At 72.8% G+C, this 20,765-nt stretch carries 27 protein-coding genes; 16 read left to right on the top strand and 11 right to left on the bottom strand.

Going from position 1 to position 20,765, the window contains the following annotated elements; genetic code table 11:
- The first annotated feature begins 35 nt into the window (after positions 1 to 35).
- The 3 genes from AB0M59_RS02130 (at position 36) to AB0M59_RS02120 (ending at position 1,135) form a co-directional block, all read left to right on the top strand.
- Positions 36 to 401 carry a DsrE family protein gene (locus AB0M59_RS02130; protein ID WP_364607058.1) on the top strand — a complete coding sequence of 122 codons (366 nt, stop codon included), beginning with the start codon at positions 36 to 38 and terminating at the stop codon, positions 399 to 401.
- A gap of 4 nt (positions 402 to 405) precedes the next feature.
- Positions 406 to 777: a hypothetical protein gene (locus AB0M59_RS02125; RefSeq protein ID WP_364607055.1), complete on the top strand. Its 372-nt coding sequence runs from the start codon at positions 406 to 408 to the stop codon at positions 775 to 777.
- A gap of 91 nt (positions 778 to 868) precedes the next feature.
- Complete coding sequence (locus AB0M59_RS02120; protein ID WP_155547145.1) at positions 869 to 1,135, top strand: GlsB/YeaQ/YmgE family stress response membrane protein; 267 nt, start codon at positions 869 to 871, stop codon at positions 1,133 to 1,135.
- Here the strand turns inward: AB0M59_RS02120 and AB0M59_RS02115 are convergent.
- Together AB0M59_RS02115 and AB0M59_RS02110 are read right to left on the bottom strand one after the other, a co-directional pair.
- Positions 1,132 to 2,223, bottom strand: coding sequence for a S1 family peptidase (locus AB0M59_RS02115; protein ID WP_364607052.1), 1,092 nt, complete (start codon positions 2,221 to 2,223; stop codon positions 1,132 to 1,134). The two genes, AB0M59_RS02120 and AB0M59_RS02115, sit on opposite strands and share 4 nt — an antisense overlap.
- Before the next feature lie 185 nt (positions 2,224 to 2,408).
- Positions 2,409 to 3,227: a helix-turn-helix domain-containing protein gene (locus AB0M59_RS02110; protein ID WP_364607050.1), complete on the bottom strand. Its 819-nt coding sequence runs from the start codon at positions 3,225 to 3,227 to the stop codon at positions 2,409 to 2,411.
- A gap of 65 nt (positions 3,228 to 3,292) precedes the next feature.
- On the opposite strand from AB0M59_RS02110, the gene AB0M59_RS02105 reads away from it, so the two are divergent.
- Positions 3,293 to 4,063, top strand: coding sequence for an alpha/beta hydrolase (locus AB0M59_RS02105; protein ID WP_364607047.1), 771 nt, complete (start codon positions 3,293 to 3,295; stop codon positions 4,061 to 4,063).
- 38 nt (positions 4,064 to 4,101) lie between these two features.
- Here AB0M59_RS02105 and AB0M59_RS02100 read toward each other — a convergent pair whose 3' ends face one another.
- The gene (locus AB0M59_RS02100; protein ID WP_364607044.1) at positions 4,102 to 4,470 is read right to left on the bottom strand and encodes an ATP-binding protein; all 369 of its coding nucleotides are present in this window, start codon (positions 4,468 to 4,470) and stop codon (positions 4,102 to 4,104) included.
- A gap of 96 nt (positions 4,471 to 4,566) precedes the next feature.
- Here AB0M59_RS02100 and AB0M59_RS02095 point away from each other — a divergent pair, with 96 nt between their 5' ends.
- The 3 genes from AB0M59_RS02095 to AB0M59_RS02085 are packed head-to-tail and all read left to right on the top strand — an operon-like array spanning position 4,567 to position 6,943.
- On the top strand, positions 4,567 to 5,376 hold the full coding sequence (locus AB0M59_RS02095; RefSeq protein ID WP_364607041.1) for an alpha/beta hydrolase: 810 nt from the start codon (positions 4,567 to 4,569) through the stop codon (positions 5,374 to 5,376).
- Complete coding sequence (locus AB0M59_RS02090) at positions 5,373 to 6,599, top strand: SpoIIE family protein phosphatase (protein ID WP_364607038.1); 1,227 nt, start codon at positions 5,373 to 5,375, stop codon at positions 6,597 to 6,599. The genes AB0M59_RS02095 and AB0M59_RS02090 overlap by 4 nt, the downstream gene beginning before the upstream one ends.
- Entirely contained in the window at positions 6,596 to 6,943 is a 348-nt protein-coding gene (locus AB0M59_RS02085) for an STAS domain-containing protein (protein WP_364607035.1), read from the top strand. Before AB0M59_RS02090 ends, AB0M59_RS02085 begins: the two co-directional genes overlap by 4 nt.
- Positions 6,944 to 6,965: 22 nt before the next feature.
- Here the strand turns inward: AB0M59_RS02085 and AB0M59_RS02080 are convergent, their stop codons facing one another.
- Positions 6,966 to 7,568, bottom strand: a complete 603-nt coding sequence (locus AB0M59_RS02080) for a hypothetical protein (protein ID WP_364607033.1) — start codon at positions 7,566 to 7,568, stop codon at positions 6,966 to 6,968.
- A gap of 100 nt (positions 7,569 to 7,668) precedes the next feature.
- Between AB0M59_RS02080 and AB0M59_RS02075 the strand changes: the two genes are divergently transcribed.
- Positions 7,669 to 7,800, top strand: coding sequence for a hypothetical protein (locus tag AB0M59_RS02075; protein WP_364607030.1), 132 nt, complete (start codon positions 7,669 to 7,671; stop codon positions 7,798 to 7,800).
- A gap of 36 nt (positions 7,801 to 7,836) precedes the next feature.
- Here AB0M59_RS02075 and AB0M59_RS02070 read toward each other — a convergent pair whose 3' ends face one another.
- The gene (locus AB0M59_RS02070; protein ID WP_364607027.1) at positions 7,837 to 10,566 is read right to left on the bottom strand and encodes an AAA family ATPase; all 2,730 of its coding nucleotides are present in this window, start codon (positions 10,564 to 10,566) and stop codon (positions 7,837 to 7,839) included.
- Between the two features lie 128 nt (positions 10,567 to 10,694).
- On the opposite strand from AB0M59_RS02070, the gene AB0M59_RS02065 reads away from it, so the two are divergent.
- Both AB0M59_RS02065 and AB0M59_RS02060 read left to right on the top strand, forming a co-directional pair.
- The gene (locus tag AB0M59_RS02065; protein WP_364607024.1) at positions 10,695 to 11,267 is read left to right on the top strand and encodes a VOC family protein; all 573 of its coding nucleotides are present in this window, start codon (positions 10,695 to 10,697) and stop codon (positions 11,265 to 11,267) included.
- 57 nt (positions 11,268 to 11,324) lie between these two features.
- The gene (locus AB0M59_RS02060) at positions 11,325 to 11,750 is read left to right on the top strand and encodes a pyridoxamine 5'-phosphate oxidase family protein (protein WP_364607021.1); all 426 of its coding nucleotides are present in this window, start codon (positions 11,325 to 11,327) and stop codon (positions 11,748 to 11,750) included.
- A gap of 425 nt (positions 11,751 to 12,175) precedes the next feature.
- On the opposite strand, the gene AB0M59_RS02055 is transcribed toward AB0M59_RS02060, so the two are convergent.
- Positions 12,176 to 12,577 carry a hypothetical protein gene (locus tag AB0M59_RS02055; RefSeq protein WP_364607018.1) on the bottom strand — a complete coding sequence of 134 codons (402 nt, stop codon included), beginning with the start codon at positions 12,575 to 12,577 and terminating at the stop codon, positions 12,176 to 12,178.
- A 100-nt stretch (positions 12,578 to 12,677) separates the two neighbouring features.
- Positions 12,678 to 13,709, bottom strand: a complete 1,032-nt coding sequence (locus tag AB0M59_RS02050; RefSeq protein WP_364607015.1) for an ion channel — start codon at positions 13,707 to 13,709, stop codon at positions 12,678 to 12,680.
- 198 nt (positions 13,710 to 13,907) lie between these two features.
- On the opposite strand from AB0M59_RS02050, the gene AB0M59_RS02045 reads away from it, so the two are divergent.
- From AB0M59_RS02045 to AB0M59_RS02030, 4 genes are all read left to right on the top strand, one after another.
- Positions 13,908 to 15,935: a glycosyl hydrolase family 65 protein gene (locus tag AB0M59_RS02045; protein ID WP_364607012.1), complete on the top strand. Its 2,028-nt coding sequence runs from the start codon at positions 13,908 to 13,910 to the stop codon at positions 15,933 to 15,935.
- Positions 15,936 to 16,082: 147 nt separating this feature from the next.
- Positions 16,083 to 16,400 carry a hypothetical protein gene (locus AB0M59_RS02040; protein ID WP_364607009.1) on the top strand — a complete coding sequence of 106 codons (318 nt, stop codon included), beginning with the start codon at positions 16,083 to 16,085 and terminating at the stop codon, positions 16,398 to 16,400.
- A 36-nt stretch (positions 16,401 to 16,436) separates the two neighbouring features.
- Positions 16,437 to 16,910: a hypothetical protein gene (locus tag AB0M59_RS02035; RefSeq protein ID WP_364607006.1), complete on the top strand. Its 474-nt coding sequence runs from the start codon at positions 16,437 to 16,439 to the stop codon at positions 16,908 to 16,910.
- Positions 16,911 to 16,979: 69 nt separating this feature from the next.
- Positions 16,980 to 17,294, top strand: coding sequence for a hypothetical protein (locus AB0M59_RS02030; protein WP_364607003.1), 315 nt, complete (start codon positions 16,980 to 16,982; stop codon positions 17,292 to 17,294).
- 10 nt (positions 17,295 to 17,304) lie between these two features.
- On the opposite strand, the gene AB0M59_RS02025 is transcribed toward AB0M59_RS02030, so the two are convergent.
- A complete protein-coding gene (locus AB0M59_RS02025; RefSeq protein ID WP_364607000.1) occupies positions 17,305 to 17,703 on the bottom strand; it encodes a ChaB family protein in 399 nt (132 codons plus the stop codon).
- Between the two features lie 10 nt (positions 17,704 to 17,713).
- Positions 17,714 to 18,367: a TetR/AcrR family transcriptional regulator gene (locus AB0M59_RS02020; protein WP_364606997.1), complete on the bottom strand. Its 654-nt coding sequence runs from the start codon at positions 18,365 to 18,367 to the stop codon at positions 17,714 to 17,716.
- 114 nt (positions 18,368 to 18,481) lie between these two features.
- Here AB0M59_RS02020 and AB0M59_RS02015 point away from each other — a divergent pair, with 114 nt between their 5' ends.
- Positions 18,482 to 19,105, top strand: a complete 624-nt coding sequence (locus AB0M59_RS02015; RefSeq protein WP_364606994.1) for an SRPBCC family protein — start codon at positions 18,482 to 18,484, stop codon at positions 19,103 to 19,105.
- A gap of 17 nt (positions 19,106 to 19,122) precedes the next feature.
- Positions 19,123 to 19,491, top strand: a complete 369-nt coding sequence (locus tag AB0M59_RS02010) for a hypothetical protein (protein WP_364606991.1) — start codon at positions 19,123 to 19,125, stop codon at positions 19,489 to 19,491.
- Here the strand turns inward: AB0M59_RS02010 and AB0M59_RS02005 are convergent.
- Both AB0M59_RS02005 and AB0M59_RS02000 read right to left on the bottom strand, forming a co-directional pair.
- Entirely contained in the window at positions 19,481 to 19,777 is a 297-nt protein-coding gene (locus AB0M59_RS02005) for a DUF1540 domain-containing protein (RefSeq protein WP_364606988.1), read from the bottom strand. The genes AB0M59_RS02010 and AB0M59_RS02005 overlap by 11 nt on opposite strands.
- A 129-nt stretch (positions 19,778 to 19,906) precedes the next feature.
- Positions 19,907 to 20,746 carry an LLM class F420-dependent oxidoreductase gene (locus AB0M59_RS02000; protein WP_364606985.1) on the bottom strand — a complete coding sequence of 280 codons (840 nt, stop codon included), beginning with the start codon at positions 20,744 to 20,746 and terminating at the stop codon, positions 19,907 to 19,909.
- Positions 20,747 to 20,765 lie beyond the last annotated feature (19 nt).

Raw genomic sequence — 20,765 nt, 5'->3', positions numbered from 1 at the left:
CGAACGAGGCTGAGCTCCTTCGAAAGGAGCTCACCATGCCCACCCGAGCCGTCATCAGCCTCACCACCGGACTCGAAGACCCCGAAAAGGTCACCGTGGCGTTCCTTGTCGCGGTCGGCGCCGCCGAACAGCACCGCGCGACCCTGATGTTCCTCACCAAGGAGGCGGTCCGGCTCGCGCTCGACGGCTTCGCCCAGGCCACGGCGTGCGAGGGCTGCCCGCCGCTGGCCGAGCTGGTCAAGCGCTACGAGGCCGCCGGTGGCCGCTTCCTGGTCTGCCCGATCTGCTTCACCGCCCGCCACCTGACCGACGACGGCCTGGTCGCCAACGCTTCCCTCGGCGGCACGGTGCCGATGTGGGAGTGGATCGGCGACGAGCCCGTCACGACGTTCAGCTACTGAAGCCATGACCACCGAAGGCGAAGAGTTCGCCCACGCGCTCGCGGCGCGCGATTCCGCCGCGTTGCAGGCGGTTCTGGCCGAGGAAGTCGACTTCGCCGCGCTCACCCCGGGCCGCCACTGGACGGCCACGGACCCGGCGGAGATCGTCGACGACGTGATCTTCGGCCACTGGTTCGGTCCCGGCCGGAAGATCCTCGAGCTGTGCGCGGTGACCACCGGGCGGGTCGCGGACTGCGGGCACGTCACCTACCGGCTGCGGGTCGAGCGCGACGGCGTGGACCACCTCGTCGAGCAGCAGGCCTACTACACCGCGCGCAACGGCGAGATCGACTGGCTGCGCGTCCTGTGCTCGGGCTACCGGCCGCTCGCCGGTTGAGACGCCCGTCACGTCGGCGTGGCTCACCGTGCCCGGGTGCCGTCCGCCTGCCATCCTGTGCCGTCAGGAAGACAGGCGGACGGAGGCACCCGTGGGCGTCATCAGCTGGATCGTGCTCGGGCTCATCGCGGGGGTGATCGCGAAGGTCCTCATGCCGGGCAAGGACCCCGGCGGCTGCATCATCACGATCCTGCTCGGCATCGGCGGCGCCTTCGTCGGCGGCTGGGTCGGCAAGACCCTGTTCCACACGGACCTCGGCACCTTCTTCGACCTGCGCACCTGGGGCCTCGCGGTCCTCGGTGCGCTGATCATCCTGGTGATCTACCGGATGGCCTTCGGCCGGAGCCGCCGCGACTAGTTCAGGCTGACGCCGTAGGCGCTCAGCGCCTCGCCGACCGGCTGGAAGAACGACGTCCCGGTGCCCTTGCCGGACGTGATGCCCAGGCCGACGCTGCCGGCGAACAGGCAGCCGCCGGAGTCGCCCGGGTTGACCAGTGCGTTGGTCTGGATCAGCTGGGACACCGAACCTTCGGCGTAGTTCACGGTCACGTTCGTCCGCGTGACCGAGCCCGACGTCAGGTGCGTGGTGCTGCCGCTCTTGCTGATCCGCTGGCCGACCGTCGCGGTGCCGGCGGAGCTGATCCGCTGGGTGGAGCCGTTCCACAGGGTGACCGCGCCGGGTGCGCTGCCGGTGTTGTTGCGGATCAGCCCGTAGTCGTTGCCCGGGAAGCTCGAACCCTGCGACGGGCCGACGTTCCACTGCGACACCGCGCGCGTGCAGTGGCCGGCGTCGACGATGTAGTTCACGCCACCGCGGTTGGTGTTGAAGCCGGCCGAGCAGCGGGTGCCGCCGCCGGTGATGGCTTCGCCGTTGTAGATCGCGGCGTGCAGCTCGCCGGCGACCCGCTCGACCCGGACGCGGTCGCCGAGCGCGGAAGCCGCGTTCAGCAGGGCGTCGGTGCCGCGTGCCGCGTCCGCCACGGTCAGCACGACCTGGTTGGTCTTCGGGTCGAGACCGATCGACGTGTGCGCGACCGCGGGCAGCGCCTGCAGGGCGTCCTGCGCGCCGGCGAGCGCCGCGCTCGAGTGCTTGACCACCCGGGCCTGCGCACCGGTCGCGGTGACCCGGTCGGCGGCCGCCTGGTCGAGCACGTTCACCACGGGCTTCGCGGCCGCGTCGAGGTAGCCGTCGACGGCCTGGGCGCCGAGCGCCGCGGTGACCTGGTGCAGGGTCTCGACGCCGGCCGCCTGCGTCCGCAGGAACGCGACGGCGGCGGACTCGCTGATCCCGGCGTCCGCCGCGAGGGAGGCGACGGCGTCGCGTTGCACGTCGGGCGAATAGCCGTCGATGGTGACGGCGGTGGCCGGGCTCGTCAGGAAGCCGGCGACCGCGACGGCGGCCACCAGGGTGGTCGCGGAGCGGGCGAGCAGGTGTTTTGTGCGCATGCCGGGACTCGCTTTCACGGGGGAACCGGCGCGAGGGATGGCCGCGCCGGTCGCGGTGGGTGTCCGGTGTCCCGAGGGTGAGCCGCGGCCGGGGGCGGTGGTAGCGACTTTCGTCGTACAGGACAAAAGATAGGTACCGGGCAATTCGCCCTTGGTCGACTATCCGCACAGTAACCGGACAGCGCCTACCGCGAAGAGGGCCACGCGACGTCGTCGATGGTCAGGAAGGGCTCGCCCGCCACCGCCGTCGGCGTGATCCCTGTGAACGCCCGGACTTCACGGTGCAGGTGGGATTGATCGGCGTAACCCGCGTCAGCCGCCACGCGAGCAGCTTCCACGCCCGCGACCAGGCGGTGGACGGCGTGGTCGAACCGGACCAGCCGCGCCGCGCGTTTGGGCGGCAGGCCGATCCGCGCCCGGAACCGGGACCACAGGCGCTTGCGGCTCCACCCCACTTCGTCGGCGAGCCGCTCGACGCGGACCAGGCCACGGGTGCGGACCAGCCGGCTCCACGCCCACGCGACCTCCGGGTCGGCCGCCGGTCCCGCTTCGGCGCGGCGGGCGAGCACCGCGTCCGTCACGGCGAACCGCTCTTCCCACGACGGCGTTTCGCTCAAGCGCTCGGCGAGGCGGGCCGCCTCTCGGCCCCACAGGTCGTCCAGGGCCACGAAAGCGCCGCCCAGTTCGGCCGGGCGGACGCCCAGGACCGCGCCCGCGACCACCGGCGGCAGGCGCACCTGCACGCAGGCGAAGTCCGCCGCCTGCCGCACCCGGGTGGTGCCGAACCCGAGCCCGGCGACGACGCTCCCCCGCGCGGCCCCGTCGGACAGTTCGAGGGTGCCGGGGCCGAACATCAGGGCCAGCGTCACGGCCGGGGGCGGGATCAGCCGGAGGCCGGGCGGCGTGCGGCCGCGGTCGGAGAACCCCGCCATAGTGACCCCGGGCGGCCGGCCGGGCGACGCCGGGAGCGCGACGTCCCACAGCGCTTCGTCGGCCGGCCCCATGGTTCCCAAGCTACGCGGAACATTCGTCCAAGCCACCGGCCCGCCCGCGCGGCCAGGGTCGGAGCATGACGAACCTCCACGTGACCGACGACGGCCCGCGCGACGCCCCGGTCCTCCTCCTGATCCACGGGTCCGCTTCTTCGATCCACTCGTGGGACGAACTGCTCCCCCTGCTGACCGGCACCCACCGCGTGGTCCGGATCGACCTGCTCGGGCACGGGCGGTCGGCCAAGCCGGACGACGCCGCGTACGGCGTCCCCAAGCAGGCCCGGCGGGCCGGTGCGGCGCTGGACCGGCTCGACGTCGGGCAGGCCGTGGTCGTCGGCCACTCCAGCGGCGGCCTCGTCGCCACCGCCCTCGCCGAGCAGCGGCCCGCACTGGTCACCGCGCTCGTGCTCGTCAACTGCGGGCCGAGCTTGGACACCTACATCGGCCCGCGGCTCGCGTTCGAAGCCGAGCAGTGGGCGCGGCTGACCGACGAGCAGATCCGCCAGGCCATGACCTCGGCCTTCAGCCGTCCGGGCTACGAGGCTCCCGCGTCGCTCGTGGACGACGTGCGCGGGATGACCTTCGCCTCGTTCACCGCGACGCAGCAGGGAGCCGTCGAATACCTTGCGCGGCAACCGATCCCGGACCGGCTGACGACACTGGGCACGCCGGTGCTGGTGCTCTTCGGCGAGGACGACCGGCGGTGGGAGCCGTCGACCGCGCTCGCGGCCTATCGCGCCGTGCCGGGCGCGCGGGTCGTGCCGCTACCCGGGGTGGGTCACTCCCCCATGCTGGAAGATCCGCCGCGGACCGCCGAAGCACTGCTGGCGTTCACCGGTCGACGCTGAGCGGGCAGAACCCGGCGAACTCCCGCCCGTAGCGGCCGTCACGACGTCACCGCGAAGGGCAGTTCGGCCCAGACGGTCTTGCCGGTGTCGTGCCGCCACTGTCCCCATCGCCGGCTGCAGGCGTCGACCAGCAGCAGTCCCCGCCCGCCGTCGAGATCCGGCTGCCGCGGCCGGGCCGGCCACGGGCTGGCGTCGGTGACCTCGACCCGCAGGTGACCGGCGTCCCGGACGAGCCGCACCCGGACCGGGCCGACACCGTGGCACAGGGCGTTCGACACCAGTTCGTCGAGCACCAGCACCGTGTCGGCGAGGCTGTCCCGATCCAGGCCGGTCAGCAGGCCCTGGGCCCACTCCCGGACCTGCGCCTGCTGGCCCGCGCCCGTGCCGAGCTCGCGCGTCGGCATCATCTTCACACTCCTTCTAAACCCCTCTCCTTTACCCAGTTACGGAGGTGCCCAAACAACCGGCGGCTCGCCCCACGCCGCGGGTGCCCGGGTGGCAGGATGTGCCGGGTGAGCATGCGTACCAGGAACAACGTGGTCGTGACCGGCCGCGAAGCCGGGCCCACGGTTCTGCTCGCCCACGGGTTCGGCTGCGACCAGAACCTGTGGCGCCTCGTCGTTCCCGACCTGGCCGAGCGGTACCGCGTGGTGCTGTTCGACCACACCGGCGCCGGGCGCTCGGACCTGTCGGCCTGGACCCCGGAGCGCTACGGCACGCTCGACGGGTACGCCGACGACGTCCTTGCCCTGTGCCACGAACTGGACCTGCGGGATGTCGTGCTGGTGGGGCACTCGGTCAGCGCGATGATCGCGGTGCTGGCCGCCAACCGCGAGCCGGACCGGTTCGCGAAGCTGGTGCTGCTCACGCCGTCGCCGTGCTACATCGACGACGAGGACTACCGCGGCGGGTTCAGCCGCGAGGACATCGACGAGCTCCTCGACGCACTGGAGTCGAACTACCTGGGCTGGTCGGCGGCGATGGCGCCGGTCATCATGGGCAACCCGGACCGCCCGGAGCTGGGCGAGGAGCTGACGAACAGCTTCTGCCGCACCGATCCCGCGATCGCGCGCGTCTTCGCGCGGGCGACGTTCCTCTCCGACAACCGCGACGACCTGGCGAAGGTCTCCGTGCCGACGCTGGTCCTCGAGTGCGCCCAGGACGCCATCGCGCCGCCGGAGGTCGGGCGGTTCACCCACGAGCGGATCGCGGGCAGCCGGCTCGTGACGCTCGACGCGATCGGGCACTGCCCGCAGCTGAGCGCCCCGGAAGCCACCGCCGCCGCGATCACGGCCTTCGTGAGCGGCCCATGATGGCCGAAGCCGACGCGGGCGGCCGGGAGAACGCCGATCCGGCGTTTTCGGCGTTGCTGGAGGACAGCGCGGAGGACCTCTACGAGAACGCGCCGTGCGGGTACCTCTCGACGCTGCTGGACGGCACGATCGCGAAGATCAACACAACGCTGCTCGGCTGGCTGGGCCACGAACGCGACGAGATCGTCGGGCGCCGCCGGTTCTCCGACCTGCTCACCGTCGGCGGCCGGCTGTACCACGAGACGCACTTCGCGCCGCTGCTGCGCATGCAAGGCGAGCTCGGCGGCGTCGCCTTCGAGATGAAGACGGCGAGCGGCGCCCGGCTGCCGGTGCTGGTGACCTCGACCGTCAAGACCGGCTCCGGCGGCGAGGCGCAGCTGATCCGCACCACGGTGTTCGACGCGAGCGACCGGCGCGCCTACGAACAAGAGCTGCTGCGGGCACGCGACCACGCCGAGCGCGAACGCGACCGGGTGCAGCGGCTGGCGAGGACGCTGCAGCAGACGCTGCTGCCGCCCACCCTGGCCGAAGTGCCCGGGATGCAGGTGGCGGCGTACTACCACCCCGCGTCGGCGGACCAGGTGGGCGGCGACTTCTACGACCTGTTCCCGGTCACCGGCGACACGTGGGGATTCTTCCTCGGCGACGTCTCGGGCAAGGGCGCCGCCGCCGCGGTGGTGACGTCGCTGGCGCGCTACACGCTGCGGGCGTCCGCGGTCCACGACCCGGACCCGACTGTCGCGCTCGGTATCCTCAACACGGTGCTCAACCAGCAGTTCCACGGCACCGATCCGCGCTACTGCACGGTGATCCACGGCCGCATCCGCCCGCACGGCGACAGCGCGACGGTCACCCTGGCCGGCGGCGGCCACCCGCCGGCGCTGCTGATCCGGGCCGACGGGACGGCGACGTTCCTGCCGATCCCGGGCGGCCAGCTGGTCGGTGCCCTGCCCGGCGCGCGCTTCACCGCCGTGGACGTTCGCCTGGAGCCCGGGGATACCGTGCTCCTCTACACCGACGGGCTGACCGAAGCCCGTACGCACGGCCGCACTCGCTACAGCGAGGAGCAGCTGCGCGCCGACCTGACCGGCTCGGCCTCGACCACCGCGCCGACGGTGATCGAGGCGGTCACCGACCTGCTGGCGGGCTTCGGCGACGGCGTCGAAGACGACACCGCGCTGCTGGCGTTCAGCATCCCCCTGCCCGGAGGCGACCAGCCATGACTAGCCCGTTTTCGACTTCGACCGACCCGGCGGCCACGGGCCCGCTCCTGACCGTCCGCGGCGAGCTCGACGTGGCCACCGCACCCCGGCTGCGCGCCCGCATCGCGGAGCTGACGCTGACGGCCGGGCAGTTGCTGGTGGTGGACCTGGCGGGCGTGACTTTTTGCGACTCCAGCGGGATTTCCGCGCTCATCGCGGCGCGGAACGTCGCCGAGGCGGCCAAGGCGAAGGTCGCGCTGGTCGCCGTCCCGGCCCGGCTCATCCGCACCCTCGCGCTGACCGGGCTGGCGGACTTCTTCCCGACCTACCCAACGGCCGAGGAGGCCATCTCCGCCCACGACTGACCGCTCGCCGGCGATGTGTGCGTCAGAGGCAGGGCGGCCGGTAGCCGTCGACACGCAGGCCGCGGAACTCGAGCCGGTTGGGCGTCTTGCCGACGAAGACCAGGCCGCGGGCTTCGGTCAGCGCCGACGCGAACGAGTACGCCGGCGTGCCCAGTTCCGGCAGCGACGTCCAGTTCCGGGGCTTGAAGCTGAAGAACTTCGTGACGAGTTTCCCGCGGGTCGACGGCACCAGCGTCAGCCACTTGTCGCCGCCGCTCCAGTGCGACGCCGGGCGCAGCTGGACGTAGAGGTCGTCGGTCGCGCGGTAGGTCAGCCAGAAGCCGGCCGAGCGGGAGAGATCGGCCTGCGCTTCGAACTGGTTGCCGAGCCACACCACGACGACGTGCCACTCGGCGTTGAGGAACGTCACCTTCGCCGCGTACTGGTGTCCCTCGGGGACAAGAAGGTTCCCGGTGGGCGGGACGGTGGTGCCTTCACCGCTCGCGAGCCACTGCTGAAACCGGTCGATCGACGGCGTCGAGCACTCGCAACCGGGCCGCGGCGCCGCGTTCGCAGGCGAGCTGACCAGGGAAAACATCAGGAGGGAGGCGAGGATCGCGAGCGTCCGGACGAAGGCGAGGCGCATGCCGGGAAGCTACCAGAGCGGATGTGCTCCGCGTCACGGAATGCGCGTCGATCTTGGGCGCTACAGAGGGTAGGAACCGTACGAATCCCTAGGGAGGGCCATGTCCGCCACCACCACGCCGGAAGCAGCGTCCACCACTCCGGTGGTGCCCGCGCTCGACGACTTCGACTTCGAGCTCACCGACGGCGCGGCCTGCCGCATCGACGACCCGGACTGCGAAGCCTGCCAGTGAGCCCCGGCGCCCCGGTGCGGTCCGCGCCGGGGCGCCCTACACCGTCAGCTCGGTGTCGCGCAGCTGCCGCCGCGAGCTGATCCCGAGCTTCCCGAAGATCTTGCGCAGGTGCCATTCCACCGTGCGGGGGCTGAGGAACAGCCGGGTGCCGATCTCCGGGTTGGAGAAGCCTTCCCGGGCGAGGCGGGCGATCTGCAGCTCCTGCGGGGTCAGCTCCCCCGTCGGCTCCGCGGTGCGCTTGCGGGCCGTCTCGCCGGTCGCGAGCAGCTCGCGCCGCGCCCGGTCGGCGAACGCTTCGAGGCCCATCGCGGCCAGCAGGTCGTGCGCCGTGCGCAAGTGTTCGCGGGCCTCGACGCGGTGGCCTTCGCGGCGCAGCCATTCCCCGTGCAGCAGGTGGCCGCGGGCCACCTCCACCCGCAGTGGCGTCCCGGCCAGCAGGTCGATCGACTCGCGGTGGTGGCGCTCGGGCTCGATGCCCGCCAGCGCCCGCAGCCGGGCGGCGAGGCCGCGCGTCCACGCGTTCGGCGTCGCCGCGGCCCGGACCTCGAGCCGTTCGAACGCCGCGGCCACCAGCGACGAGTCCCCCGTCCGTGACGCCGCTTCGGCCAGCTCGGCCGTCGCGAGGGCTTGGTGGCCGACGGCGTCGCGCTCGAACACGCGGCGGGCGGCGTCGCGCGCCGCGTCGTGCCGGCCGAGCCCGTTGCACAGCACGGAGTTCGCGTAGTCGGCGAACGTCACCACTCGCTCCTGGCCGCGCGCCGCGGCTTGCTTCGCCGTGGCCGCGATCAGCTCGGCCGCCGGCGCCTCGCGGCCGCGCAGGGCGGCCAGCAGGATCGCGCTGTAGCCGACCGGCGGACCGCCGGTCACGCCGGCGAGCAGCCGGTCCTCCTCGACCATCGTCTCCGCCGCGGCCAGGTCGCCGGCCAGCAGCTCGTGGTTGGCCAGGAAGTTGAGCGCGAACTGCAGCTGGACGAGCGCGCCGGTGTCGCGCGCGAGCTGGACCTGGCGCGCCGCCAGCGCCCGCCCGGCCGCGAAGTCGAGCACCTCGGCGGCGATCGTGCCGCCGGCGCGGTTGCCCAGCAGCCACAGCACCCGGTCGGCGTCCTCGGTCGCGATGTCGAGGGCTTGCACTGCTTCGACCGCGCTGGTCAGGAGCGGCGCCGCAGCCTGGTAGCCGGCGGTGAGCCGAGTCGCGAGCGCGTCCAGCACGAGGTCGGCGGCGCTCGGCGGCACCCGCGCGGGCGGTGCGGCGCACGCGGCTTCGGCCGCTTCGGTGAGCCCGGTCCCGGCCCAGACGGCCGCGCCCAGCGCCTCCAAGTAGGTCTCGCGCGCCAAACCGGCGTCGACCGGCGCGAGGTGGGCGGCGGCCCGGAGCAGCAGCCGGGCCGCCTCGCTCCCCCGCCGCTGGTCGAACGCGACCTGGCCGCGCAGGCGCTCCGCCTCCGCGCCGCGGACGGCGTCGGGCGGCCCGGCTTCGGCCGCGCTCACCAGCCCGAGCGCCGCTTCGAGCGCGCCCGCGCCGCGTTTCGCCCGCGCCGCGGCGAGCTCACGGCGGGCGCGGCGCGCCGGGTCGGGGGTGAGCGCGGCGGCGGTTTCGAGGAACGCGGCCGCGGCGACCAGGCCACCGCGTGCCCGCGCCCGGCCCGCGGAGCGCTCCAGCTCGGCCGCGACGTCTTCGTCGGGGGCGACGGTCGCCTGCGCGCGGTGCCACGCACGGCGGTCCGGGTCGACGTCCGCGTCGGTCACCGCCGCCAGTACCCGATGCACCTCCTGGCGTTCCCGGGCCGGCGCCGACCGGTAGACGGCCGAGCGCACCAGCGGGTGCCGGAACCGGATCCGCGGGCCGAACTCGATCAGCCCGGTCGCCTCGGCCGCGGCCGCCGGGTCGGCGCCCAGGCCGAGCTCGCCGGCCGCGCGCCAGAGCAGGGTGGCGTCGCCGAGCGGCTCCGCGGCCGCGGTCAGCAGCAGCCGCCGCGTGTCGGCGGGCAACGGTTCCAGCTGCTGGACGAAACACTGCTCGATCCGGCCGGCCAGCGGGAGGACGCCGGGTTGGCCGAACCCGTCGGCGCTCGTCCAGAACCGGGGCAGCTCGACCAGGGCGAGCGGGTTGCCGTGCGTCTCGGCGACGATCCGGTCCCGGACGCGGGGATCCACCGGGCCCTTGAGCACGGAGTCCAGCAGCGCGCGGGCGGCGGCGTCACCCAGGCCGCGTACGGCGAGGTCCGGCAGCCCGGCGACGTCGAGCTCGTCCGCGGGCTCGCGGACCGCGATCAGCAGGGCGACCCGTTCGGCCAGCAGCCGCCTTCCGACGAACGCGAGGGTCTGCGCGGACACGCGGTCGAGCCACTGCGCGTCGTCGATCACGCAGGCCAACGGCTCCTCCTCGGCCACTTCGGCCAGCAGGGTCAGCACCGCGAGGCCGACGAGGAAGCGGTCCGGCGGCGCGCCCGCGGTCAGGCCGAACGCCGTGCCGATGGCGGTGCGCTGCGGGCCGGGGAGGTGGTCCAGGCGGTCGAGAAACGGCGCGCACAGCTGCTGCAGCCCGGCGTACGGCAGTTCCCGCTCGGACTCGACGCCCATCGCCCGCGCGACCCGGCACCCGGAGGCGTGGGCCGTGAAGTGGTCGAGCAGCGCGGTCTTGCCGATGCCGGCCTCGCCCCGCAGGACGAGCGCCCGGCCCGCCCCCGCCCGCGCGTCGGCGAGCAGCCGGTCGAGCACCGCGCGTTCGTCGTCCCGGCCGAGCAACCGGAGCCCGTGACCCGACATGCTCGGTGACATTACCGGGCCCCGGGGGTACACCAGGGTGTCTCCCTGGGGCGAACGGGCCCCGTGCCGCGGGAAAGTGGTCTCGAGCGGCACCGAGCCCGCTCGCCTCACCCGAAGGAGTTCCGCTCATGGACATGAAGCTTGAAGTCGTGGTCCTGCCCGTCACCGACGTCGACCGGACCAAGCACTTCTACAAGACCCTCGGCTGGCGCGAAGACGCCGACATCGCCTTCGGCACCTCCCGGATCGTGCAGCTGACCCCGCCGGGATCACCGACGTCGGTCCACTTCGGCACCGGCATCACCGACGCCGCGCCGGGCTCGGTCCGCAGCACCTACCTCGTCGTCGAGGACATCGAAGCGGCCCGCAAGGAGCTCGCCGGCCACGGCGTCGACGTCAGCGAGGTCTTCCACCGCGACGACACCGGCGCGTTCGCCCCGGGCGTGCACCCCGACCGCGGCACGTACTCGTCGTTCGCGTCGTTCAGCGACCTGGACGGCAACACCTGGCTGCTGCAGGAGATCACGACCCGCTTCCCCGGCCGCGTCGACGGCGTGACGTACGGCTCGGCGGAGCAGCTGGAGCGGGCGCTGCGCGAGGCCGCCGCCGCGCACGGCGAGCACGAGAAGGAGACCGGGGAGTACGACGCGGAATGGCCGGTCTGGTACTCGCGGTACATGGCGCAGCACCAGGACTCCTGAACGCCGGTCCGTTCCGGACGTCGGTTCTTGTCGGTGGTGCGCGGTAGCGTCCGGCGCATGGCACTTTCGACGGAGGAACGCGAGCACTTCCTGGCCGAGCCCCACATCGGCGCGCTGTCGGTGACCGAGCGGCCGGACCGCGCGCCACTGACGGTTCCCCTTTGGTACCAGTACACCCCGGGCGGCGAGCTCTGGGTGCGCACGTCGCCGGGGTCTCGCAAGATGAAGGCGATCGACGCGGCGGGGCGGTTCAGCTTGATGGCTCAGCGCACCGCGCCGACGGTCCGGTACGTCTCGGTGGAGGGACCGGTGACGAGGACGGAACCGGACTCGCCGGAGCGGGCGCGGGAGATGGCGGCGCGGTACCTGCCGGAGGAGAAGGTCGCCGGGTACCTGGAGTTCGAGCGGACGCAGATCGGGGAGCACATCGTGGTGTTCTTGCGGCCCGAGCATTGGCTTTCGCTGGATATGGGGGCCGTTTGAACGGAGGGGTTGCGGTGTCCACTTCGGACTGAATTGGACTGCGCGGGTGATCCTGGCGAGGCATGTGCGGTCGCGAGGGAGCGAACCCGTGCGCCACGAAGAGGTACGCGGGCGCACGGCGGTAGGCCGGCGAAATCGCGGAAGGCGGCGGCGAGGGGCGCGGATCTGCCCGGCGTAGCGGTGGAACCGTGCGAGGCACTCGCTGCGCGGCCGCAGGAGGCTCGGGCTTGGTGCGCCGTCGGCATCAGCGCAGCCGGAAGCCACGCTCAAGTCCGACCCGTCACACTGATCGCGCCGCACCCGCACCGCGCGTCCGGCCCGACGTCGGTGGCCCGCCCGGCGTCACTGCGGGCAACTGAGAACGCCGCCGCGAAGCCAGAGCGCCGCGAACCGCTTCCGGCTACACGCGGTACGCGCACCTTCGCTCAATGATAAGGCGCCTCACGCGGCGCCTGCCGCGCCCGTGGCGCCTGTGCGCGCGGAGGCTGTCCACGCTGCGCCTGGGCCCGTGGCGCCTGCCCACGGGGCACCTGCGGTCGCGGAGGGGGCGGCCCTGGACGCCGCACCGGGGGACGCGCCGCCGCCGGGCGGGGCGCTCGCTCGCGCCTCTCCGGCTCGGGCTCGGGCGTCCGGGCCCGGGATGGGCGGTTCGCCCACGAGTCGAACAGCACGATCAGCCCCGCGAACACCGCGCAGCCCAGCCCCAGTGCCAGGTTGACCAGCGACCCGATGATGCCGGCCACCAGCAGCACCGGCAGCACCGCCATCAGGCAGAACGGGTCGATCCTGCCGAACTTCGGGCGGGGCGGCCCCTCCCGGGGACTCACCGCGCGACCTCCGCTTTCCCTCGCGCCATGGTCGAAGTATGCAACCCCCAGCCCGAACCGGCCACCATCAGCCCGCAGAAATCCGGACAAAGCGCCTGAATCACAGGTCAGAGTCCCGCAACGCCGTCTCGACTTCACCGCCCGTGAGCCGCCGGGGGCCGACGTAGTACAGGACCGCTCCCGCCGCCAGCTCCGCGTCCCAGCCCGGGTTCACCACCAGGTCCTCCCCGGTGCGCGCGGCCAGCACCGTCGCGCCGTACGCGCGCCCGAGGGCGATGCGGCACCGGGATGCCGGCAGCCGGCCGAGGGACTCCGGAAGCGTCACCGAGAACGTGTCCGCTCCGCCGGCCGTCATCAGCTCCGCGTAGACCTCGGCGATCCCCGGCGACGTCAGCTCCTCGGTCACCATCCGGGGCGTGTGCCACTGGACGCAGCGGATCCGCGGGTCCACGTACCGCACCAGCTCGGCCCGCTCGAGGTCGCGCAGGGTGACCACGACGTGCGACGCCGGGCTGGCGTGGTCCACGGTGACCGCGACGGCCAGGGCCTCGTTGTCGTCGGCCATGTCGACCAGGACGGCGGCCGCGCGTGACACGCCTGCCCTCGCCAGCACGTCGGCGGCTGTCGGCTCGCCGCGGACGAACTCCACCGGCTGCCCCGGCATCGGGTGCACCGGTACCTCGGCGCAGAGCACCAGCCCGGTCACGCCGTCGGCCAGCAGCTGGGCGACGATCCGCTCGGTCCGCCCGGCCGCGTACCCGATCAGCACCGTGTGCCCGGTCGCCCGCACCGCCTCCGTCCCCTGCATCCGCCGTCCCTTCGCCTGTTCCAGCACCGACGCGAGCTTCGTGAACACCGTGGTGAGCGTCGCGAGCCCGCCGGCGATGACGTACGCGCCCACGACGTGCCCGGCGGCCGTCTCGGGCGAGAAGTCGCCGTAGCCGACCGTGGTCGTCGTGACGACGAAGTACCACCAGTAGTTGCCCGGCCGGACGAGCTCGCTGCCGGCCGGTTCGGCGAGCGCCATCAGCGGCCAGCTCGTCGCGAACACGACCACCACCACGGCCGCCGGCAGGAGCCAGCCGTGGTTCGGGATCCAGCGCGCGAACAGCCGCGAGAGGAAGAACGCCACCGATCCTCCTCACCGGACTCGGGTCACGGTCCCGACACCCGATCACACGGTGCTACCAGGCACAACGATCTTTACCGGACCGTGACGGCCGCTCGGACCGCCGGACAGAAACGGACAGGTTTCCCCTGTTCTCCGGGAAGAACTCGCGTTCCGTGGTGCACTGGCGGCGGTCCCCCGGGCGCCGAAAGAGGTATGCGCATGAGAAAACGGGTCGGTTCGACACTCTTCGCCGTGGCTGTCGCGTGCGGCGTCATCGCCGCTCCGACGTCCACGAGCCCGGCGTCCGCGAGTCCGGCGCCGCCGCAGCTCGAGTTCGCGAACCCCGCCAGCCAGACCTTGTTCGGCACCGCCTACCGCGAAGCGCTGGACAACCTGCTGCGCACCAACACGATCGGTTACGACGCGAAGTACGACAAGAGCGGCCTGCTCGACCCGTCGACCGGCCTCGTCCGCGCCGGCGGCGGCTACAACCAGCCGTGGACGCGCGACGCCTCGATCAACAGCTGGAACGCGACCAGCCTCCTCTCCCCCGCCCTGGCGGAGAACACGCTGTGGGCGGTCGTCGACAAGGACGCCGGCGGCGCCCTGCGCGTCCAGCAGGACGACCAGCAATGGGACCAGGTGATCTGGGCGACCGCCGCGTGGCACCACTACCTGGTCACCGGCGACGGCGGGTTCCTCGAAAACGCCTACCGCACCACGGCGGACACGCTGACCATCCGCGAACATGCCACCACGGCGGGCTTCAACACGAAGTACGGGCTGTTCACCGGCGCGTCCTTCTTCAACGACGGCATCGCCGGCTACCCCGCGCCGCCCGCCGACGCCACCGAGTCGGTCAGCACCGGAAGCATGCCGTGGCCGGGCGTCGCGAGCGGGATGTACCTGAGCACCAACGAGGTCTACTACGCCGCGTACGTCAACGCCGCGAACATGGCGGAGAAGCTCGGCCGTCCGGGCGCGGAGACCGCCGGCTACCGGACCAAGGCGAACGCGCTGAAAACCGCGATCAACCGGAACTTCTGGAACGGGAAGACCGGCCTGTACGACTACCAGCTCCTCGCCGACGGCACCCGCGGCGCCTACCAGGAAGGCACCGGACTCGCGTTCGCCCTGCTCTTCGGCATCGCGAACCCGGCCCAGGCGCGGTCGATCGTCGCCCAGGTCCGGGAGATGCCGTGGGGCATGCCCGACACCTTCCCGAACTGGGACCGCTATTCGGACGCGCAACCGGGCCGGCACAACGCGATCGTCTGGCCGCTCGTCCAGGGCCTGTGGGCCAAAGCGCTGGCCGGGCAGGGCAACCAGGGCGCCTTCGCGTCGGAGACTGCGCGCCTGGCCAAGCTGGCGGACGGCAACAGCGGGTTCTGGGAGATCTACAACGGCAACACCGGCGTCGTGGACGGCGGCTACCAGCGGCTCGGCGACACCGTGAAGTTCCACTGGGGGTCCGAACCCGACCAGACCTGGTCGGCGACCGCGTTCCTCGACATGATCCACACCGGCCTGTTCGGGCTGACGTTCACCGACCGCGGCCTGACGTTCGCGCCCGATCTCCCCGCCGGCTGGGGCGACGTCACCCTCCGGAACCTCAGCTACCGCAATGCGAATCTCACGATCACGCTGCGCGGCGCGGGCACCCGGGTCGGCTCGTTCACGATCGACGGCCGGCCCGCGCCGGGCAACGCCGTCCCGGCCACGCTGAGCGGGAGCCACACCATCGTGATCACCATGACCGGCGCGGCCGCCGGCGACCGCGACGGCGACCATGTGCCCGACGCGACCGACCGCTGCGCCGACACCGCGGGCACCGTCGACGGCTGCCCGGCCCCCGGCCACCTCGAAGCGGAGGACGCGGTCAACACCGGCGGCGTGAAGACGAACGTGAACCACACCGGCTACTCCGGCCGCGCGTTCCTCGACGGGCTCTGGGCGCAGGGCGCGGCGTCGTCGTTCACGCTGCACCGCACGTCGAGCGGCTCGGCGACGACCGCCATCACCGTGCGCTACGCCAACGCCAACAGCGACACCCGCACGATGATGCTGTCGGTGGACGGGCGACCGCTGCGGCAGGTGAGCTTCCCGAAGGTCTCCGACAGCTGGGACGCCTGGGGCACCGTGACCTTCGCCGACGTCCCGCTCGCCGGCCGGGACACGGTGGTCACGCTGTCGTACGCCTCGGGGGACACCGGTTCGATCAACCTCGACTGGCTGGCCGCCGGCTGAGGTCGTCACCCGAACCGGTGAACCCACCGTCCGGCCGTCATAGCCGGGGGCGGGGCCCCTCTTCTTGTTCGACGCGGTGGCCGGGCGGCACGCCCCCCGACCGGCCGGCCACCGCGCACACGTACCCGGGCCCCGCATACTGGGCGGGTGAGCGAACCGATCCCGCTGTTCCCGGTCACCCGCGTCGATCCCGAGCGGTTCGCGGCCGCGCAGCACCGCCTCTTCACCGGGATGCGGCTGCGGATCGGCCGCTCCGGCGTCGCCCACCGGGTCGCGTGGGTGCCCTGGCTCGACGACCTGACCCTGCCGGCGCCCGCCTGTCACCAGGGGTGGTCCGGGCTCGGCGCGGCGGGCGAGATCACCCCGGTCGACCTGGCGGTGACGTGCCGCAAGTGCCTGCGCCTCGGCGGCGAACCCGAGGATCCCGCCCAGCACACCCTCTTCGCGCTGCCGGAGCCGCGCTGACGGATTAACCCCGGGCCGGCCGGGTACCTCGATCGGATGACGGACAACCGAAACTCCGGCGGGGCGGTCGGGCAGTTCACCGCCGACCTCGTCGGGGCCGCGACGGCCGGGGCATACGACGAAGTGGCCGACGCGCTGGGCGTGCTCACCCGCGCCGGCTCACCGCACGTCCCCGCCGAGATCGCCGGGGAGTTGGTCGGCCGGTGCGCATCCCTGGTCCGCGCCCGCCACCCGGCCGATCCCGGGTCGATCTTCACCATCGTCGTGGCCGACGACCAGGCCCGGCCGGTCGAGGTGGACCGGCTGCCGCCGGGGCCCCTGGCCGCGCTGCGGGCCCTGCTCGCGGCCCTCGGCGACGACGAGGCCAGCCGCGACATCCAGGTGGAGCTGGCCACCCGCGGGGAGCCGGAGGACGTCGTCGCCGTCGTGATCCACCTGCTCGTGTGGCTCGTCGAACTGTCGGACAGCTCCGCGGCGGCGCTCCCGTCGCTGAGCTGTTTCACCCCCTGAGGCCCCCATCCGGACGCCGACCGGCTCCGAACGCCCCACGACCACTTCACCGTCGGAAGGAAACCCCCGATGAGCACGGTGCCGGACGGCACGATCGAGGTCAGTGGATCCGCCGGGGAGACGGTGATCGTCCGGGCGCAGGGCGCACCACCGGCCGACGGTCTCGCCGCCGCGCTGGCCACCGCGACCGCCGGCGCACCGACCGTGCTGGTCGACCTGTCCGGCGTCGACCACTTCACCACCGAGGCCGTCGCGGCGCTGATCCCCTACCTGCAGGGCGCCGGCCCCCGGGTGATCGTCACGGCGTCGGCCGCAGTGGAAGGGAAACTCGCCCGGCTCGGCTTGGCCGGCATCGTCGCGCCGGCCGCGAAGTCCGTCACCTGAGAGCGGCGGCTCAGCGCCGGGCCCGGTCGGTGCGCCGCCGGTTCTCCTTCTCCAGCGCCGTGACGAGGTCCTCTTTGGACATCCGCGACCGGCCGGGGATGCCGAGCTGCTTGGCCCGCTCGTAGAGGTGCTGCCGGCTCGCGGTCGCGTTGACACCCCCGCGCGTCGGCTTGGCCGGCTCCCCCGCGCCCCGGGCGGCCTGCTCGTCCGACGGGCCGCGCTCGGGCTTGGGTTCCCAGTGGTCGCCGACCTTCTCGAAAGAGTGCTTCACCGCCGAGTACGCCGTCTGCTGGGCGCGCCGGCCGGGGCCGTAGGTTTCCAGCGCCGAGTCGTGCGCGGCCACCCACGTGTCCTGCGCCTTGCGCGGCGAACGCAGGAGGGTGCTGGGCAGGTCTTCGCGTCCGGGCATGTCGGTTCGGCTACCCCTCGGATCCCGGTGCCAAACCGGCGACCTCCTCGTCGGCCAGCAGGCCGGGGTCGAACCGCATGCCGGCGAAGTGGCCGGCCAGCTCGAGCGAGAGCACGCCGTGCAGGCGCGTCCAGAACGACAGCGCGCGGTGCAGCACCGCCGCGGGTGCCGGGTGGTCGCCGGCCCACTCGCGGTGGTCTTCCAGGTGGGTGTCGAACGGTGTCGCCGGCGCCTCCGCCTGCCGCGCGCCGCAGGCTTCGATGAGCACCGCCATCACCTCGTGCGAAATCGCGGTGGTGTCGTCGGGAGCGCGGTAGCCGGGGACGGGCGTTCCGTAGATGAGGAAGTACCGCTGGGGGTCCTTCCGGGCCCAGTCCCGGATGACCCGCGCCAGCCCGGCCAGGTCCGCCCCGCCGTCGTGGGCCGCCCGGACGGTGTCGGCGACGCTCCGGTACGCGTCGCGGATGAGCGCGGTGATCAGCTCGTCCCGGCTCGCGAAGTACCGGTAGAGGGCGGGCCCGCTCATGCCGAGCCGCTTGGCGATGGCGTTGAGCGACAGGGCCGGCACGCCCGCCTCGGCGATCTGCTCCCACGCGTGCTGCTTGATCTCCGCGCGCACCTGCGCCCGGTAGCGCTCGCGTGAGCTCGGCCCCGCGTCCGTCATGAGTGACTCCTTCCCGACAGTTAGAGGCTATCACTTTCCTTATTGACACTAAGCCCTGATTGGTTATAGCTTCTAACTACAGCAATAGGCACTAACTAAACGAGGAGAGACCCCATGTTCCCGACCATCCCGCTGCGGTCCGCCCTGGTCGCCGTCCCCATGGCCGCCGCGGCCCTCTTGGCCGCCGCCCCGGCGGACGCGGCCACCACGAACACGGCTACCGCGGACACGGTGACCTGCCGCGGTCAGGGCATCGACCCGGCCGCGCAGCTCCACCACCGGACCGAGACGTTCGTCCAAGCGCCGCCGAGCACCGTCTGGAAGGTGCAGACCGGCGTGGAGGGCTGGCCGGACTGGCAGGCCGCGGTCACCAGCGTGCGGCGGCTGGACCCGGGGCCCCTGCACCCGGGCTCGCGGTTCCGCTGGACGACACCGGCCCCGGCGACGCCGTCCTCCCCCGCCACGACGCTCGTCATCACGTCCACCGTCCAGCAGGTCCAGGGCGACCGGTGCATCCGCTGGACGGGCCCGGCGATCGGCGAGGGCCTGAGCATCGACCGGGGCGTCCACGTCTGGACGTTCACGCCGGTCCGGGGCGGCGTCGTCGTCCGCACCGAAGAGAGCTGGACGGGCGCCCAGATCGAGGCCGACCCCGCCACGGCCATCAAGTACCTCGCCCCCGGCCTCGACCGGTGGCTGGCCGACCTCAAGACCGCCGCCGAAGCCCGCCACTGCTGATCTCGAAGGAGAATGCGATGTCTGTACCCACTCGCCCGTCGAAGGCCGTGCTCGTCGCGGCGTGGGCGTTCCCGGTCATGGTGCTCGGCCAGTTCGCGTTGCTCGCCGGGATCCCGGTCGCGATCGTGCTGGCGCGCACCCTGCGGTCCCGCACGGCCCGCTGGTGGAGCGGCTTGATGGCGGCGGCCTACGTCGTTCCGCTGGCGGTCTGGCTGGCCGGGCCGAGCACGGCGCCGAGCCTGTCGAAATCCTTGAGCCCGGTGGCGGTGGGAGTCGTCACGGCGGTGGGCGCGGTGGCCGCCGCCGGGTTGCACCTGGTGCGGCGGCGCGCCGCGACGCCGGTCGGGAGCCGACCGGCGCCGGAGACGCGTAGCGCTACTTCGTGAAGGTCAGGCAGTTGGCGGAGTGGGCGCCCTCGCCCGGCCCGACCCGGACGCTCGAAGCCGTGCACTCCAGCGAGGAGTTGTGCCGGCAGTCGGCCCGCGAGCAGGCGCCCACCTGAGCCACGACGCGGTCGAGGCCACCCTTCGTGTTCAGCGGGACGAAGGTGCCGCAGTCGGCGGAACCGTTGTCCCCGCCGACGGTGATGGCGAAGGCGTGGCAGCCGTCGTGGTTGTAGGAACAGCCGCTGACGGTGCATTCGTGGACGGCGGGCATCTCGGTGGTGGTCATGCGCGACTCCTGGATCCGTGGCGGGAAAGCAGTTCGGTCTCCCGACGCTGCCACCGGGTCCGGGGTCGCGCATTCCGGGCAACTCGGGCGGGTGATCCACTCCGCACGCCCGGGTGAGAACCGCCTTCCTCAGCGCAGCGGTTCGAGCGCCTTCGCCAGCGGCTCCAGCACGGCCGGGGTGTGCGGCGGCGGCAGGTAGACGATCGCGAGATCGACTCCCGCTTCGCCGAGCGCCTCCGCTTCGGCCGCGACCTTGGCGTAGTCGCCGTCCGGGCCGAGGCGGACGTGCGAGGACAGCGTGATCTCGGCGGGGTCGCGGCCGATGTCCGCGCAGTGGCGGTGCAGCACCTCGCGCTTGTGGGCGAACTCTTCGGGCGTGCCGCCGACGAAGTTCCAGTGCTGGGCGTACTTCGCGGCCGTGCGCAGGGTGCGCTTCTCGCCGCTGCCGCCGATGCAGATCGGCGGGTGCGGCTTCTGCACGCCCTTCGGCTCGCAGCGGGCATCGGTCAGCTGGTAGTGCTCGCCCTGGAACGTCGTCGTCTCCTGGGTCAGCAGGCCGACGAGCACCTCGCAGCCCTCCTCGAAGCGGTCGCTGCGTTCCTTGACCGTGCCGAGCTGCATGCCGTAGGCGCCGGACTCCTCTTCGTTCCAGCCGGCGCCGATGCCGATTTCGAGGCGGCCGCCCGAAACGATGTCGAGCGTCGTGGCCATGTTCGCGAGCAGCGCCGGGTGGCGGTAGTGGATCCCGCTGACCAGCGTGCCCAGCCGCAGGCGCCGGGTGGCCTGGGCGAGCGCGGTGAGCGTGACCCAGCCTTCGAGGCAGGGACCGGTCGAATCGGAGAAGATGGGATAGAAGTGGTCGAAGGTCCAGCCGGACTCAAAGAGCTCGATTTCGTCGGCGGCCTGCCACACGGCGAGCATGTCCGCCCAGACGGTGTTCTGGGGCGAGGTCTTGATGGCGAATCGCATGATCGCGATCGTAAACCCG

This window comes from Amycolatopsis sp. NPDC051371 (genome assembly GCF_040682155.1).
Classification (GTDB): domain Bacteria; phylum Actinomycetota; class Actinomycetes; order Mycobacteriales; family Pseudonocardiaceae; genus Amycolatopsis.
Note: the sequence above shows the minus strand (reverse complement) of the source record. Positions and strands in the feature narration are given on the sequence as shown.

Coding starts and splice junctions, on each gene's coding strand:
- AB0M59_RS02130 (WP_364607058.1), top strand. CDS start 36: ATGCCCACCCGAGCCGTCATCAGCCTCACCACCGGACTCGAAGACCCC.
- AB0M59_RS02125 (WP_364607055.1), top strand. CDS start 406: ATGACCACCGAAGGCGAAGAGTTCGCCCACGCGCTCGCGGCGCGCGAT.
- AB0M59_RS02115 (WP_364607052.1), bottom strand. CDS start 2,223: ATGCGCACAAAACACCTGCTCGCCCGCTCCGCGACCACCCTGGTGGCC.
- AB0M59_RS02110 (WP_364607050.1), bottom strand. CDS start 3,227: ATGGGGCCGGCCGACGAAGCGCTGTGGGACGTCGCGCTCCCGGCGTCG.
- AB0M59_RS02105 (WP_364607047.1), top strand. CDS start 3,293: ATGACGAACCTCCACGTGACCGACGACGGCCCGCGCGACGCCCCGGTC.
- AB0M59_RS02100 (WP_364607044.1), bottom strand. CDS start 4,470: ATGATGCCGACGCGCGAGCTCGGCACGGGCGCGGGCCAGCAGGCGCAG.
- AB0M59_RS02095 (WP_364607041.1), top strand. CDS start 4,567: ATGTGCCGGGTGAGCATGCGTACCAGGAACAACGTGGTCGTGACCGGC.
- AB0M59_RS02090 (WP_364607038.1), top strand. CDS start 5,373: ATGATGGCCGAAGCCGACGCGGGCGGCCGGGAGAACGCCGATCCGGCG.
- AB0M59_RS02085 (WP_364607035.1), top strand. CDS start 6,596: ATGACTAGCCCGTTTTCGACTTCGACCGACCCGGCGGCCACGGGCCCG.
- AB0M59_RS02080 (WP_364607033.1), bottom strand. CDS start 7,568: ATGCGCCTCGCCTTCGTCCGGACGCTCGCGATCCTCGCCTCCCTCCTG.
- AB0M59_RS02075 (WP_364607030.1), top strand. CDS start 7,669: ATGTCCGCCACCACCACGCCGGAAGCAGCGTCCACCACTCCGGTGGTG.
- AB0M59_RS02070 (WP_364607027.1), bottom strand. CDS start 10,566: ATGTCGGGTCACGGGCTCCGGTTGCTCGGCCGGGACGACGAACGCGCG.
- AB0M59_RS02065 (WP_364607024.1), top strand. CDS start 10,695: ATGGACATGAAGCTTGAAGTCGTGGTCCTGCCCGTCACCGACGTCGAC.
- AB0M59_RS02060 (WP_364607021.1), top strand. CDS start 11,325: ATGGCACTTTCGACGGAGGAACGCGAGCACTTCCTGGCCGAGCCCCAC.
- AB0M59_RS02045 (WP_364607012.1), top strand. CDS start 13,908: ATGAGAAAACGGGTCGGTTCGACACTCTTCGCCGTGGCTGTCGCGTGC.
- AB0M59_RS02035 (WP_364607006.1), top strand. CDS start 16,437: ATGACGGACAACCGAAACTCCGGCGGGGCGGTCGGGCAGTTCACCGCC.
- AB0M59_RS02030 (WP_364607003.1), top strand. CDS start 16,980: ATGAGCACGGTGCCGGACGGCACGATCGAGGTCAGTGGATCCGCCGGG.
- AB0M59_RS02025 (WP_364607000.1), bottom strand. CDS start 17,703: ATGCCCGGACGCGAAGACCTGCCCAGCACCCTCCTGCGTTCGCCGCGC.
- AB0M59_RS02020 (WP_364606997.1), bottom strand. CDS start 18,367: ATGACGGACGCGGGGCCGAGCTCACGCGAGCGCTACCGGGCGCAGGTG.
- AB0M59_RS02015 (WP_364606994.1), top strand. CDS start 18,482: ATGTTCCCGACCATCCCGCTGCGGTCCGCCCTGGTCGCCGTCCCCATG.
- AB0M59_RS02010 (WP_364606991.1), top strand. CDS start 19,123: ATGTCTGTACCCACTCGCCCGTCGAAGGCCGTGCTCGTCGCGGCGTGG.
- AB0M59_RS02005 (WP_364606988.1), bottom strand. CDS start 19,777: ATGACCACCACCGAGATGCCCGCCGTCCACGAATGCACCGTCAGCGGC.
- AB0M59_RS02000 (WP_364606985.1), bottom strand. CDS start 20,746: ATGCGATTCGCCATCAAGACCTCGCCCCAGAACACCGTCTGGGCGGAC.